The following is a 14,362-nucleotide window of genomic DNA, read 5'->3' on the forward strand; positions in this document are numbered from 1 at the left end:
AAAACTTCTCCTTTGCCTCCATAGGCAGGGACTTTAAGTTTATCTATATTTTCTTCACCGCTAAATTTCTCTCCAAAATCAAAACCTTTTGAGTGTGAATTTCCTTCTTCATCAAAGGCTAAATCTTGCCCTATCATGATGATATTTTTAAATCCTAAAGCTAAAGCTAAAGTATAAGAAAAATGACTTACATGAGTACCTGTACCAATATAACCAAAGTCATTAAGATTGAAGCGTTGGTATAAGGGATCCTCTCTTAAAATCACACTTTTATTATCTAAAAAATGAACCAAATTAGGATGCGTAGCACATGAAAGCGCATTTAAAGAAGTTTTATTTTCTTTATTTTGAAAAAATTTCATTGCTAGATCAGTAAAATCTAAATTCGTAACATAATCAGGCACTATGCCTTCTTTCTCAAGCATACTCAAAGCCCCATCAGCACAAAAGATCACTGCTTTATCTTGATAAGCTTTAAGTAAAGGAAGTTGTTTAGCTAAACTAGGTCCTGCAGAAACTACTATAGCATTGTCAAATTTGTTTTTTCTTTCACTTAAGATTCTTTGAAAAGGAATGCTTTCAAGCATAGAAGGGATGTTTTGTAAAAGATGAGAATAACACTCAAAAGAAAGATCAGAATTAGAACCTAAATTCCTTATAACAATTTTGATATTTTTTTCACAAAGCTCATTTGCTTTATGCCAAATATCTTCATAAAACTTTTTATAATAAACATTATTTACAAACATTTCATATAAACTTAAGTACTCAGATATATCTTTCATATCAAAAAGTATAAGCAGTTGAATATCCACTCTTTCTTCTTCGATATCCACAAGATAAATTTTTCCACTACAAAGCTCTTTACTCAAATCTATCGTGCTTAAAGCTAGGATAAAAAGTTCTATTTCACTTTCAAATACAAAAAGATGTTTATAGTGTTTAGCTAAATTTTTAATCAGTAAAGCATTGCCTATACCATAAATACATATAAAAGGATATCTAGGAGTTTTTTCTAAAATACTTTGATAGAAAAAATTTATTTCTTCTTCTAAGTTTTCATACATGAAAACATTATGGGTTTTATCATAGATATTTAAATTTTCATCTATATTAAAACGAGAGCAAGTTTTATTTTGTATGAAATTTAAAAGTTTATTTCCTAAGGGTTCATTTACCCCACTTAATAAAGCTTGTATGTTTTTTTCTAGTATGGTCATGCGGATTTCCTTAAGTCTCTGTGATATCTAAATTGATTTTATTGTTTTTTTCACTAAAACGATACACCAAGCCATCACAAGGGTAGCTTATGCTTTTGTTTTTCCATTCTTTTTTAGAATCAGATTCAGATAAAACTTTTTCAAGCATACAAGGAAGTTCTTTGGAAATCAAAGTTTTTATAGACATCCCCATACCATGATCTAAACTTTTGATAAATTTACCATCAATTTGATCTGGATTTTTTATCATATGAAGCTCGGCATCAAAATCAAATTGTTTTAAATATTTATAAAGTTCTAATTTCTCATCAGGTGGAGCTATTTCCTTATCATAAAAAGAATGGTAGCTTACATAATAAGGTTTTGGATAATTTGCTTGATTTTCTATATGATTTAGCTCTAATATATATCTTATCATTCTCCTTGGTATGGAAAAAAAGTTATTTGAGCTCGAATTGCTCGTCCAAAAAGTTTTATCTGAACAATAAATATGGATATGTTTAAAAAAGATACCCGTTCCAAAACAATAGTATTTTGTAAAATCAATTTCCTTGCCAAAACCTATAAGACGCCAAAGAAACTTAGCATAACTAGAATTATCTATCACTCCATTTATAAGCCAAGGTGCAAATTTAGCTGCTAAATGAGCCAAATATCCTCCATGAGAACTACCTATCATGATAACGGGCATACCCCCCCCATAGTATCAAAAGGTGCATGAGCCTTAAGATAAAGAGCTGCATTTAACAAATCTTGCGCCTGCATTACTCCAAAATTTTGATATTCGTTTTTTGTTGGTTGCAAACTTAGATGAATGCTTAATTTAAAATTTGGATTAATTAATTTTTGGTTTTTTTGTTCTTCTAAGATGTGATCAACTTCTTTGAGTGTTGAGCTTAATTCTTCTAAAGAATTTAACTTATCTAAATTAACTTGTATATTTAAAGCTTCACAACTTGTTTTTAAAATAAGTTTGTCTATATCATCCATAAAAAAGCTTGATCCAGTTTGCGGGCGATTACCTATACAATGATAATTCACACTTACTACAGCCACATTAAATTCGCCTGCTACAAATTCAGCTAAGTGTTCACGGTAATTTTCATCCATATCTCCACCAAGCCCAGGGATGATAAACACTAAAGCTTTTATTTCTTTTTCATCATCATACCAAAGCTTAAATTCAAGCTTTGATTCTCTTTTTATATCAAGTTCTACATCATCACAAGAGTCAATCTCATAAGTTTTACTCACTATCATTACATTCCCCCTATTAAAAGATAAGTTTTACTCGCTAGGTTTTTAAAATTTTCATTCTTACTTAAAATCACACAAGCTTTATTACTAGAAGAGCTTGTAAAGTCTATATTTTCTAAATCTTCATGGCTTTGATTGGCTGCGTTAATGATAGCATTTTTACTTGCTTCATTGCTTGAAATTCCCATGAGTATAAAATCAGCTTTATTTATAAAAACAAGTTTTAAGCATTCTTTCTCATCGCCTACGCGAAAATTTACTTCTTTTATACCGTTAAAATTACTAAGATCAACATTTTCAACCCCGCTTACATTACTCATCGTTTTTATAGAGCTTAAATGATCATTTTTTAAAGTATAAATGCTTATATCATTAATTAAAGTTTTAAGATTGTTTAAGGATTTACTCACTTCAGCTTCATCTCTACTAGAACTGAATTTTGGCAAAGCAATCGCTGCTAAAATTCCTAAAATCACGATAACAAAAACAAGTTCTAATATAGTAAAAGCTCTTTTCACTTTTTACATCCTTAAAAAATTTTTATTTTTTGGGCTTAAAATCTCCTCTTCAAGCTCCACAAATTCTTTTCTTTTATAAGTATCAACTGCGGCTCTTGCTATCATCAAAGCATTATCAGAGCAGTATTTTAAAGGGGCTAGTTTTAATTTACTTTGATATTTTTCACATAAATTTTGCAAACGAGAACGCAAATTTAAATTCGCACTTGCTCCTCCCACAACACCAAAGGTTTTAAATTTATAAAGATTAAAAATCTTTTCTAATTTATCCATGATATGCTCACATGCTGCATTTTCAAATCCATAAGCAATTTCTGCTTTTATATCTTCATCTAAATTTTCATGCTTTAAAATTTCTAAACGCACCGCATTTTTAAGCCCTGAAAAACTATAAGCAAGCTCTTTAGAGTGTTTTAAAGGGATGTTAAAATGGATATTTTTTGATTTAGCTTTTTGGGCTAAATTTTCTATAAGCACTCCACCAGGATAGCCCAAATTCATCATCTTAGCTACCTTATCAAAGCTTTCGCCAAAGCTATCATCATTGGTCCTTGCTAAAATTTCTATTTTTCCATCTTCCTTAAGATAAAGAACCTTAGTATGCCCACCACTTACGAGCAAAATTCCCATATCAAGGCAAATAGGCTCCTCTAAAAAAAGACTATAAATATGACCTTTAAGATGATTGATAGCCATTAAGGGCAAATTTAGGCTAAGTGCTAAAGTCTTTGCCATGCTTATGCCACTAAGCAAAGAAACACTAAGTCCAGGTTCATTTGTCACAGCTATGGCACATAACTTATCAAAATACCCCTTGCATTGCTCAAGTATCTTTGGCAAAGCCTCGCTATGAAGTCTTGCTGCAAGCTCAGGTACCACTCCGCCATAAACATTGTGCTCCATTTCTTGAGAGATTTTTTTATGAAATTTACACTCTAAAGTATCTTTATCAATCACTGCTATAGAGCTATCATCACAAGAACTTTCTATAGCTAAAATAAGATTTTTCATTCAAATTCCACTAAAATAGAACCGATAAATTTATCTTTAGCTCTTGCAGTTCTTAGCGTAGCAAGATCAAGCATTTTAGCATTTTTGATAAGCTTGCTTTCGACACTATTTTCTAAGAATTGCTGCAAATTAGCCCCTCTTAACTCATAAAATTCTACGCGATAAATTTTTCCTGCCATGTCTAAAGAATATTGTGTTTGTATATTTTTTTTATGAACTAAAATACCACTTTCATCTTTTGAGTGATCAAAACCTATGATATTTACGCGCACATTAGCTATCTTTGGAATAAGAAAATTCTCTTTTACTTTTACCTTGGTTCCAAAAGGAACTGTGGTTTCATTGCCATCAACTTGAAAAGTTACTTCATTAAAAGGGTTGCTAAATTCAAGATATTCAGGATAGAGCCTTGTTTGAAATCGGTTGCCGTATTGGATATAAAAAGAATTATTTTCAGCTATGACCGCGGTAAGTTCATTGCTGGTATTATAATTTAACTCCTTATTAACAGGAAAAGGCACATAATTGATAACTTGTCTTGGATTTTTTAAAGAAAGTAAAATTTTATCATCAAAAAGCTTGACTTCGAGCTCTTGATTGATGGCTTTATCAACACCTTGTGGGGTAAGTTCAAAAGTTCTAGTAAATTCAATTCCTGCTGTTTTGAGATAGTTTTCAATAGCCAAAAGATGATAATAAGCCCTTAAATTTACAGGCAAATTTTTACTCGCCTCGTTGGCAAAAGCGGCTTTGCGATTGGATATAACAAAATATGTTAAAGCTTTTAGCATTTCAGCATCACCAAGCTCTTGAGTTTTAGTATTTTTAAGATGATAAGCATGTTTTGGATCAACCAAGGAAGCATTGACACTATTTACAGTTTGAGTGGCTATGCTTTCAAGATCAGGATATTTACTAGCATTGATTTCATTTGTATCAATCACACTTGAGTTTCCCCAACGCTTAGGATTTTGCATAGCATCTATATAAGTAGGTTTGTAAAAACCCCAACCATCGTGAAGATTGATCACCATGCTAACTTCAGGAAGTAAAATAAGCTCTTTAATGCGTTTAACTGTTTGATAATCAGGATCTTTTGGACTTATGCTTGCAAATTTGCGATTTAAATCTCCATTTTTCCCGCGTGAGCGTTTAATAATGCTATCAAAAGCTAAATTAGGAGCAACTATGATTTTACCCTTAGTGATATTATAATCACTCAAAAGTAAGCTTGCCGCATGAAATCCACCAGGCTCATCGCCTTGAATTCCTCCAAAAATCAAAACCGTATTGTTATCATCTAAGCTTTTTCCATTCTCTCCCACGCTAAATTCTAAATCTAGAGCAAAAAGTCCGCTTATAAAAAAAATAATCGATATAAAAAATTTCATTTCATTCCCCTTAAATACTCTCTTGTTTTATAATCATACTCAAAAACCTCATCAATACTTGAAATTTTAGGCACACCAAAATGATCCAATGCTTTAAAAACAACATGAGCGATATCTAAAAATTGTATTTTATGATCTAAAAAATTTTGCACTCCAATTTCGTTAGCAGCATTGATAATCACGCCTAAATCAGGATTGTTTAAAAGCTCGTCTTTGAGTTTAAAAATAGGATATTTTTTCGTGCTGATTTTATAAAATTTTAAACCAGAAAGTTTAACAAAATCAACCGGCTCTAAAATTTTACTATCATGCTTAGAAAAAATAGCCTCTGATATAGATAGTTTCATATCAGCCCTTGAAAAATACGCCGTACTTGCACCATTTTTAAACTCACACATGGCATGGACTAAAGATTTTGGTTCGATGAGAGCATCGATATTTTTAAAATTATACAAATGATAAGCTTCGATGATTTCAAAAAGTTTATTTGCCATTGTTGCACTATCTATCGTGATCTTTGAACCCATATTCCAATTTGGATGCTTTAGAGCATCTTTGACACTCACATGACTTAAATCTTTAATTTTGTGTTTATAAAAAGCTCCGCCACTTGCGGTAACATAAAGCTTTGCTATGTCTTTTTTACCCTCAAGTAAAAATTTCAAAGCCGAATGCTCGCTATCTACGGGTAAAAATTTCGCACCTTTTAGAAATTTTCCAGCAACGACCAAGCTTTCTTTGTTTGCCAAGGCGATTTTTTTGCCAAGTTCCTTTGCTTTTAAAGTGCTTTTTAATCCTGCAAAACCCACAATGGCATTGAGCAACAAATCATCTTCACACAAGCTTAAAATTTCTTCTAAACCCTCTTGTCCTACAAAAACTTTATCGTGTTTTACTAAATGCTTATCTTTAGAGTTTTTAATCGCTACAAATTGGGGTTTAAATTGTTCTATTTGCTCATTTAAAAGACTTATATTTTCCCCGCAAGCAAGAGCAGAAATCTTGATATTTTTTAAAGTGGCAAGTTTTAGGGCATTAAGCCCTATACTTCCTGTACTTCCAAAAACTATCATAAAAGAGCAACCATCACAAAAGTAGCGATAATCACCGCATCAATTCTATCTAAAATTCCACCATGCCCTGGTATAAGATCTCCACTATCCTTTACACCCGCTTCTCTTTTAAAATAACTCTCAAGCAAATCACCAATGACTGCAAAAAATGCTACAAAAAATGAGCAAAGCAAAGAAAGCCAAAAACTATAAACAAAAATTCCTATCAAAGTGCCCAAAATACTCGCACAAACAAGACCACCTATCACACCTTCTAGGGTTTTGTTAGGACTTGTTGGAGAAAAAGGAGTTTTACCCATAAGTTTTCCGATAAAATACGCCCCACTATCACAAGCTGCAACGATAATGATAAGCCAAAAAAGTGCAAACATACCCTGATCTAAATACACCTGCCAAAGCGCTAATACAGGCAAACTAGGATAAATATAAATAAGAGCTGGTTTTAAGGAAGCCTTTTTATAAACCAAATATCCAACGACTAATAACAAAGCTAAAATCCCAAAAAGCAAAGCTTTATGCGATAAACTTCCCAAAATAAAAGCTATAGCCAAAGGGATAATAGAGATATTTTCTAAACCAAAAAGTTTTTTTGCTTCACTAAAAGATAGATACAATAAAACCGCAAAAACGATAAAATTGATAAAAAATTGATCAATCAACGCGATAATAATAATAGCCCCTATCATCACAAGAGCTGAAATAATTCTAGTTGTATTAAACATATTTTTCCTTATATACTAATATCTAAGCGATGAATGCTTTGTGCGTCTTTAAAATTTGGATCTTTAGACTCATCTTCTTCATTTTTCTCATCATCGCTGGTTTTAGCTTCTTGATTGTGTTTTTTCTTTTTTTCTTCTTGTTCGGCTTTTTCTTTGATCTCTTCTTTGATTTCATGAGTCTCATTGACTTTCTCAAGCTTGTTTAAAGTTTTTTCTTTTTCATTAAATTCAGCCATATTTAGCGTAGCTGCAAAACCTTCTTTTGCAAGCTCATTGCTTGCTTGTGTAGCTGGATAGGCCATATTTTGATTAACAAAATTCATATTTCCTATTGGGCTAACTGGCATTTTTAATCCTTTGTGATATTAATACTTTTAAAATTTGTATATTTTACAAACGCCTTTTGCTGAACCTTAACAAAATTCTTTAAAGTATAATCGACCCAATATGAACCTTTCTTTAATCCTGAAAAATTCACGCAAAGCCTTGCGCTAAATTCTATCACTTCTTCGCTGATTTTTTGCTTGTTTGAAATAATTAAAACATGAGAACTTGGAATATCTCTTACATGCAGCCACAAATCATCTTTTTTTGCGCTCTTTAGCAAATTTTCATTGCCTTTTTCATTTTTGCCTACGCAAATTTTAAACTCATTAAAATAAAAATTAGCTATGCCATTATCTTGCTTGTTTTCTTGATTTTTCTTGGTGCTTTTTTTAGGCAATAAAATTTCAAGCTCAAATTCATTTTTAGCCTTGCTTAACATTTCTTTTAAGCCATAAGCAAAGTCTAATTTTTCTTTTAAATTTTCTCTTTGTAAATTTAAATTTCTAGCTTTTTGTTCTAATTTTTTAGCATTTTTATAAAATAAATTAGCGTTTTCTTTTGGACTTAAATCGAGTTTAAATTTTACTTTTTTTCCTTCAAAATCATCAAGTTCAAATTCTCTTTCGTATTCTTTTAAAATGCTTAAATTAGCAAATAAAATATCCGCTTGCTTTCTTAAATTTAAAGCTTGATCTAATAAAACTTCTTCTTTGTCTAAAGCAAGATAAAGCTCTTTTAAATTTTCTATTTTTTTATCGATTTGAGCGAGTTTGAGTGTTTGAATTTGCTTGATTTTATTTGCATGTAAAATTTCAAATTTTTGAGTAAAATAATCTTTAAAATTTTTTATTTCTTCAAATTTTTCATCCATTTTATAAGGCTTTAAAGCCTCTAAAACAACATTAGGCTTAACAACGCGGTAACTTTTATCAATATGCCTTAAAGCCTCTATAATCAAATCTTTTTCATCTGTAATAATTACATTGGTATTTTTACCTGTAAATTCAAAATAAATCTTGCTTTCATAGCTCTTATAAGCTTTATCTACCTTAACACTAAAACACAAAATGCGATTATCTTGAAGCAATTTCACCTCTTTGATAAAAGCATTATTAAAGTATTTTTTTAGCATAAAATCAAAAGGAGCGTTATAGTTTTTACTCATTAATTTTGCAGTATAAATAGCACTCATTCCACGAGTTAAATCAAAAATAAATCTTTCTCTATTAAAGCTTAGCTCTAAAATATTATCATTAACACGCTTGATAAAATCGATTTTTTTAAACTGGGAAAACAAATTTTGTAATTGCATAAGTTCTGTGTATTTCATAAAAGAGATTATAAGATATTTTTGATGAATTTATGATAGAATTGAAATAAAAAAGGAAATTTTTGAAACTTGAAAATTTAAATTGCGTGATTTTATGCGGTGGTAAATCAAGTCGTATGGGAGAGGATAAAAGCAAATTGATTTTTAAAAATCAAACCTTAACCCAATTTCAAGTAGAAAAATTTTCAAAAATATTTAAAAATGTTTATGTGAGTGCTAAAGAGGACAAATTTGGAGCAAAATTTAAACTCATAAAAGATTGCCCTGAATTTGAGATTTATTCCCCCATGCTTGCACTTTATTCTATACTTTCAAATTTTAAAGATGAATTTGTTTTTATTTTAAGCGTGGATAGTCCTAATCTAAGTGATAAAGAACTTTTAAAGTTCTTGCCTTCTTTAAAGCAAGACTATCAAATCATCATTGCCAAAACTCCTTCACATAAACATCCTTTATGCGGATTTTATCACAGCTCTGTAGCTCACTTTTGTAAAAAATTGCTAGAAAAAAATGAACAAAAAATCGCTTTATTATTTTCTAAAGCAAAGACCCACTTTGTAGATTTTGAGGATGAAAGTCCTTTTTTAAATCTTAATTTTTATCAAGAATATGAGCAATTTAAAAGCGAGTACGAGTGAAAAAAATTCTTTTTTTGATATTTTTTTATAGTTTGGTATTTTGCGATGATTTTGAACAAGCTTTAGAATTTGAGAAAAAAGGACAATATGAAAAAGCTATGCAAATTTATAAAAAACTAGCCTTGCAAAATTCTCCTAAACAAGATTTAAAAGAAAATAATGCTTCTTTACTTTCAAGCATAAAGCACGAAACACAAAATACCCAAAAAACACCTAGCACAAAAGAGGATTTTTCGCGCATTGCTTTGGCAAATTATTTAGGAGAAAATTCAAGTTTTAATCCCCTTGGAATCAGCTCATATAAGATGAATTATTTCTTACCTTTTGCTTATAGTTTTGGCTCATTAGGCGGGGAAAATAGAAAAACTGAAATGAAATTTCAACTCAGTATTAAAAAAAGATTATTTGAAGATTTGTTAGGATTAGGTGAAAAATATTATGTAGGCTACACTCAAACATCTTGGTGGCAAAACTATAAACATTCCTCACCCTTTAGAGAAACAAATTATCAACCTGAATTTTTTGTAGATATTCCTTTGCATTTTGAAAATTATAAATTTCTTAATAATCTAAGAGTAGGAATTTTGCATGAAAGCAATGGCAAAGGAGATGAGAATTTAGAATCACGCTCTTGGAATAGAATTTATGCTTCAAGCGTGTTTTTATATCAGCGTTTTTTATTTGTTCCTAGAATTTGGTATAGAATTCCTGAAAACAGCGAAGATGATGATAATCCTGAAATCACACATTATATGGGAAATTTTGATATCAATATAGGGTCTTTAGGAAATGATTATTTTATAAATCTCATGCTAAGAAATAATCTTGATTTTCATGACAATAAAGGCGCTGTGCAAGTGGATATAGGATATGATATTTTTGATAATGGAATTTATTGGTATTTACAATACTTCAATGGCTACGGAGAAAGCCTTATAGATTACAACAAACGCTTACAAAGACTTTCTACGGGATTTTTGATTTCATATTAAATTTAATTTTCTTTTTTGTAGATTAAATTAAAACAATCAATTGAGATTTTATTAAATTTTTATAGTTTTTTAAATTATTTTATTTTAAAATACGATTTTATTTTTGATAATTATTATTACTATAAGGAAAAAATTGCTTTTTAAACACTTGTTTAGTTTAAATATTCTTTTAATTTTACTTGTTGTTTTTGGAATAATAAGCTTATTTATAGGGGTTATTCGTATCAATTTAGACGATATTTTTTCACTCAGCACTACCCAGCTCGAAATCATTTTACTTACAAGAATTCCAAGGCTTATTGCAATTTTACTTACAGGTATGAGTCTTAGTATATGCGGACTCATCATGCAACAACTCACGCAAAATAAATTTGTTTCTCCAACCACTGCAGGGACTATGGATTGTGCTAAATTTGGCATTTTGATTTCTTTAATATTTTTTACAGGAGCTTCTTTTTTTACTCAAACTATCATTGCTTCTGTATTTGCACTTTTGGGTTCTTTTATATTTATCCAAATTCTAAGAAAAATTAAACTTAAAGATGTGATTTTTGTGCCTTTGATAGGATTAATGTTTGGTGGGATTATAAATGCTATAACCACTTTTTTTGCTTATGCTTTAAATTATATACAAAATATCCAAGGCTGGCTACAGGGCAGTATGGCAAATGTTATGCAGGGAAATTATGAATTGCTTTATATTTCTTTACCGCTTTTTATACTTGCTTATTTTCTAGCCCATAAAATCACTATAGCAGGTATGGGAGAAGATCTTGCTTTAAATCTTGGAGTTTCTTATAATACAATCTTATTTTTAGGCTTAATAATAGTTTCTATTATCACTAGCGTAGTGATTGTAAGCATTGGAGTTATACCTTTTTTAGGTCTTATCATCCCTAATCTTGTTGCCATTTATCGCGGGGATAATCTTAAGAAAAATCTTATCTATATAGCATTATGCGGGGCTTTGTTTTTACTTATTTGCGATATTATCTCAAGACTTGTGATTTTTCCTTTTGAAATGCCTTTGAGTATAACCACAGGTGTTTTGGGCTCTTTAATTTTTATTTTTCTTTTACTCAAAAGGAAAACTTATGCGTAAAAAAATCTTAATCTTAGCTTTTTTAACCCTTATAATGGCACTTGTTTTTGTATTTGCAGGTTTAAAAGATTTTGATGAATACGCATTAAAAAATCGCTTTTTGCAAATCGCAGCTATTGTTATAGTGGCTATTTGTATAGCTATATCAACTGTGATTTTTCAAACTCTTTGCAATAACAAAATTTTAACCCCTGCCATCATAGGCTTGGATTCTTTATATATGCTTCTTCAAAGCGCCCTTGTCTTTTCTTTAGGTTCTGCAAATTTGAGTGTATATAGAAATGATATTAATTTTTTAATCACTCTAGCTTGTATGGTTGTATTTTCTTTAGGACTTTATAAAATTCTTTTTAGCAGTGATAAAAGTATTTATCTTATCATGCTTTTAGGTTTGATTTTTGGAACACTTTTTAGCACACTAAGCTCTTTTTTTGAAATTCTTATCGATCCTGATGAATTTATGATTATTCAAGGAAGAATGTTTGCAAGTTTTGATAATGTAGCTTTTGATGTTTTAGCCCTTGCTTATATCGTAACTTTGCTTAGTTTTATTTGGATTTTTCGCTATATGAAATTTTTAGACCCTTTAAGTTTGGGCAAGGATTTATCCATAAATTTAGGGATAAACTATCAAAAAATTTCAAAACATCTTATGATAATAATTGCTATTTTAACTTCTATTAGCACAGCACTTGTGGGTCCTATCACCTTCCTAGGACTTTTAGTAGTAAATATCACTTACGAACTTTTTAAAACTGCAAAGCATAGCATTTTACTACTTGCTTGCATACTCATTAGCATTTTAGCTTTACTTGGGGGAGTATTTTTTGTCTCTAGAATTTTTGATTACAATACAACCATAAGCGTTATTATCAATTTTTTAGGTGGAATATATTTTATCTATCTTGTATTAAAAGGCAATAAACTATGATAAGATTACAAAATATCACCAAATGCTACGATCAAAAGGCTATCATTTCAGATCTTAGTATCGATTTTCATAAAGGAAAAATTACTTCCATTATAGGGGCAAATGGAGCAGGAAAATCTACTCTTTTAGCTCTTGCAAGTCGTTTAATCAAACCCGATAGTGGGCGAATCTATATCGATGGCATGAATTTAACACTATACAAAGAACAAGATCTTGCGCAAAAAATTTCCATTCTTAAACAGCAAAATCATATTAATTTAAGATTAAAAGTTGAAGAATTGGTCGCATTTGGACGCTTTCCACACTCTCAAGGAAGAATTAATTTAAACGATAAAATGAAAATCGATGAAGCACTTGAGTATATGGGACTTAACACTCTAAGAAATGAATTTTTAGACAGCTTAAGTGGGGGACAAAAACAAAGAGCTTTTATAGCAATGATTATCGCTCAAGATACTGAATTTATCATGTTTGATGAACCTCTTAATAATCTTGATATGAAACATAGCGTACAAATCATGCAACTTATGAAAAATTTAGTAAAAGACTTTAATAAAAGCATAGCCGTTGTACTTCATGATATCAATTTTGCTTCGATTTATTCTGATGAAATCATAGCCCTAAAAAATGGAAAACTCTTAAAACAGGGTTTAAAAGATGAAATCATCCAAGAAGATGTTTTAAGACAAATTTATGATATGGATATCCCTGTAAGTCAGATTGATGGGAAAAAAATTTGTATTTATTTCTAAATAAAGGAGAATATATGAAAAAATCTTTAGTTTTTGCATTTTTTGCATTCTTTTTAAGTCTAATTTTAACAGCTTGCGATTCTAAATCCAATGAAAACAACGCAAGTACTGCAATAAAAACTAGCACTACGGTAAAGGTTATACCTATTAGTATGAGTGATGAGGGTGATAGCTTTTTAGTAAAAGATAGCCTAGGTGAAAACAAAATTCCAAAAAATCCTTCTAAAGTTGTGATTTTAGATCTTGGAATTTTAGATACTTTCCATGCCCTAAGACTTAACGATAAAGTTGCAGGAGTTCCAGCTAAAAACTTGCCAAAATACTTACAGCAATTTAAAGACAAGCCTAGTATAGGTGGAGTTCAACAAGTTGATTTTGAAGCTATTAATGCTTTAAAACCTGATCTTATTATCATTTCCGGACGCCAAAGCAAATTTTATGAAAAATTAAAAGAAATTGCTCCAACTATGTTTGTAGGACTTGATAATGCAAATTTCTTAAGCTCTTTTGAAAACAATGTTTTAAGTGTTGCAAAACTTTATGGCTTAGAAAAAGAAGCTTCTGAAAAAATTGCAGATATTAAAAATGAGATAGAACAAGCAAAAAGCATAGTAGATGAAGATAAAAAAGCTCTTATTGTTCTAACCAATTCTAACAAAATTTCCGCTTTTGGACCTCAATCTCGCTTTGGAATCATTCATGATGTTTTAGGAATCAATGCTGTGGATGAAAATGTAAAAGTAGGCACACATGGAAAAAGCATTAATTCTGAATTTATACTAGAAAAAAATCCTGATTATCTATTTGTAGTTGATAGAAATATCATTGTGGGCAATAAAGAACGCGCACAAGGCATACTTGATAATGCACTTGTAACTAAAACCAACGCTGCTACAAATAATAAAATCATTTATCTTGATCCTGAATACTGGTATCTAGCAAGTGGCAATGGCTTAGAATCATTAAAAACCATGATTTTAGAAGTAACAAACGCTATTAAATAAACCCTATGTAAGAGAAGTTGTTCTCTTACATTCTCTTATCCAAATCCAACTATCAAGTACAAATCTTAAACAAATTTAAGTTTATATCCACTAT

Annotated in this window: 14 protein-coding genes and 1 pseudogene; 6 read left to right on the forward strand and 9 right to left on the reverse strand. The window is 30.3% G+C overall.

All coding sequences use genetic code 11. The annotated features are described in order from the left end of the window. The 9 genes and pseudogenes from KAR67_RS06085 to KAR67_RS06125 form a co-directional block, all read right to left on the reverse strand. The coding region (locus tag KAR67_RS06085; RefSeq protein WP_192801068.1) for a motility associated factor glycosyltransferase family protein at positions 1 to 1,220 on the reverse strand (1,220 nt) is incomplete at its 3' end. 10 nt (positions 1,221 to 1,230) lie between these two features. After that, positions 1,231 to 2,480, reverse strand: a pseudogene (locus KAR67_RS06090) (DUF2920 family protein). Then, positions 2,480 to 2,995, reverse strand: a complete 516-nt coding sequence (locus KAR67_RS06095; protein ID WP_002780549.1) for a prepilin-type N-terminal cleavage/methylation domain-containing protein — start codon at positions 2,993 to 2,995, stop codon at positions 2,480 to 2,482. Before KAR67_RS06095 ends, KAR67_RS06090 begins: the two are co-directional and overlap by 1 nt. Positions 2,996 to 2,998: 3 nt before the next feature. Continuing rightward, the gene (tsaD, locus tag KAR67_RS06100; protein ID WP_002838047.1) at positions 2,999 to 4,006 is read right to left on the reverse strand and encodes a tRNA (adenosine(37)-N6)-threonylcarbamoyltransferase complex transferase subunit TsaD; all 1,008 of its coding nucleotides are present in this window, start codon (positions 4,004 to 4,006) and stop codon (positions 2,999 to 3,001) included. Then, positions 4,003 to 5,397: a M99 family carboxypeptidase catalytic domain-containing protein gene (locus tag KAR67_RS06105; protein WP_002838049.1), complete on the reverse strand. Its 1,395-nt coding sequence runs from the start codon at positions 5,395 to 5,397 to the stop codon at positions 4,003 to 4,005. The genes tsaD and KAR67_RS06105 overlap by 4 nt, the downstream gene beginning before the upstream one ends. Continuing rightward, positions 5,394 to 6,470 carry a 1-deoxy-D-xylulose-5-phosphate reductoisomerase gene (gene dxr / locus KAR67_RS06110; protein ID WP_002777756.1) on the reverse strand — a complete coding sequence of 359 codons (1,077 nt, stop codon included), beginning with the start codon at positions 6,468 to 6,470 and terminating at the stop codon, positions 5,394 to 5,396. Before dxr ends, KAR67_RS06105 begins: the two co-directional genes overlap by 4 nt. Next, positions 6,467 to 7,192, reverse strand: coding sequence for a phosphatidate cytidylyltransferase (locus KAR67_RS06115; RefSeq protein ID WP_057038164.1), 726 nt, complete (start codon positions 7,190 to 7,192; stop codon positions 6,467 to 6,469). The genes dxr and KAR67_RS06115 overlap by 4 nt, the downstream gene beginning before the upstream one ends. A gap of 8 nt (positions 7,193 to 7,200) precedes the next feature. Then, entirely contained in the window at positions 7,201 to 7,539 is a 339-nt protein-coding gene (locus KAR67_RS06120) for a hypothetical protein (protein ID WP_002777761.1), read from the reverse strand. Between the two features lie 2 nt (positions 7,540 to 7,541). Then, a complete protein-coding gene (locus KAR67_RS06125) occupies positions 7,542 to 8,849 on the reverse strand; it encodes an NFACT family protein (RefSeq protein WP_057038163.1) in 1,308 nt (435 codons plus the stop codon). Between the two features lie 62 nt (positions 8,850 to 8,911). On the opposite strand from KAR67_RS06125, the gene KAR67_RS06130 reads away from it, so the two are divergent. The 6 genes from KAR67_RS06130 to KAR67_RS06155 all read left to right on the forward strand — a co-directional run bounded on the left by KAR67_RS06130 (position 8,912) and on the right by KAR67_RS06155 (position 14,268). Then, the gene (locus KAR67_RS06130) at positions 8,912 to 9,487 is read left to right on the forward strand and encodes a molybdenum cofactor guanylyltransferase (protein ID WP_002797427.1); all 576 of its coding nucleotides are present in this window, start codon (positions 8,912 to 8,914) and stop codon (positions 9,485 to 9,487) included. After that, positions 9,484 to 10,479, forward strand: coding sequence for a phospholipase A (locus KAR67_RS06135; RefSeq protein ID WP_057038162.1), 996 nt, complete (start codon positions 9,484 to 9,486; stop codon positions 10,477 to 10,479). The genes KAR67_RS06130 and KAR67_RS06135 overlap by 4 nt, the downstream gene beginning before the upstream one ends. Positions 10,480 to 10,612: 133 nt before the next feature. Further along, on the forward strand, positions 10,613 to 11,581 hold the full coding sequence (locus KAR67_RS06140; RefSeq protein ID WP_002799191.1) for an ABC transporter permease: 969 nt from the start codon (positions 10,613 to 10,615) through the stop codon (positions 11,579 to 11,581). Then, the gene (locus tag KAR67_RS06145) at positions 11,574 to 12,512 is read left to right on the forward strand and encodes an iron chelate uptake ABC transporter family permease subunit (protein WP_002777770.1); all 939 of its coding nucleotides are present in this window, start codon (positions 11,574 to 11,576) and stop codon (positions 12,510 to 12,512) included. Before KAR67_RS06140 ends, KAR67_RS06145 begins: the two co-directional genes overlap by 8 nt. Further along, positions 12,509 to 13,264, forward strand: coding sequence for an ATP-binding cassette domain-containing protein (locus KAR67_RS06150; RefSeq protein ID WP_002785724.1), 756 nt, complete (start codon positions 12,509 to 12,511; stop codon positions 13,262 to 13,264). Before KAR67_RS06145 ends, KAR67_RS06150 begins: the two co-directional genes overlap by 4 nt. 14 nt (positions 13,265 to 13,278) lie before the next feature. Next, the gene (locus tag KAR67_RS06155) at positions 13,279 to 14,268 is read left to right on the forward strand and encodes a siderophore ABC transporter substrate-binding protein (protein WP_002777774.1); all 990 of its coding nucleotides are present in this window, start codon (positions 13,279 to 13,281) and stop codon (positions 14,266 to 14,268) included. Positions 14,269 to 14,362 lie beyond the last annotated feature (94 nt).

The organism is Campylobacter sp. JH32 (genome assembly GCF_017846535.1).
Classification (GTDB): domain Bacteria; phylum Campylobacterota; class Campylobacteria; order Campylobacterales; family Campylobacteraceae; genus Campylobacter_D; species Campylobacter_D coli.

What these genes read in the sequence shown, in the direction of transcription:
- dxr (WP_002777756.1), bottom strand. Translation starts at nt 6,470, where the DNA reads ATGATAGTTTTTGGAAGTACAGGAAGTATAGGGCTTAATGCCCTAAAA.
- KAR67_RS06145 (WP_002777770.1), top strand. Translation starts at nt 11,574, where the DNA reads ATGCGTAAAAAAATCTTAATCTTAGCTTTTTTAACCCTTATAATGGCA.
- KAR67_RS06115 (WP_057038164.1), bottom strand. Translation starts at nt 7,192, where the DNA reads ATGTTTAATACAACTAGAATTATTTCAGCTCTTGTGATGATAGGGGCT.
- KAR67_RS06150 (WP_002785724.1), top strand. Translation starts at nt 12,509, where the DNA reads ATGATAAGATTACAAAATATCACCAAATGCTACGATCAAAAGGCTATC.
- KAR67_RS06125 (WP_057038163.1), bottom strand. Translation starts at nt 8,849, where the DNA reads ATGAAATACACAGAACTTATGCAATTACAAAATTTGTTTTCCCAGTTT.
- KAR67_RS06155 (WP_002777774.1), top strand. Translation starts at nt 13,279, where the DNA reads ATGAAAAAATCTTTAGTTTTTGCATTTTTTGCATTCTTTTTAAGTCTA.
- KAR67_RS06120 (WP_002777761.1), bottom strand. Translation starts at nt 7,539, where the DNA reads ATGCCAGTTAGCCCAATAGGAAATATGAATTTTGTTAATCAAAATATG.
- KAR67_RS06105 (WP_002838049.1), bottom strand. Translation starts at nt 5,397, where the DNA reads ATGAAATTTTTTATATCGATTATTTTTTTTATAAGCGGACTTTTTGCT.
- tsaD (WP_002838047.1), bottom strand. Translation starts at nt 4,006, where the DNA reads ATGAAAAATCTTATTTTAGCTATAGAAAGTTCTTGTGATGATAGCTCT.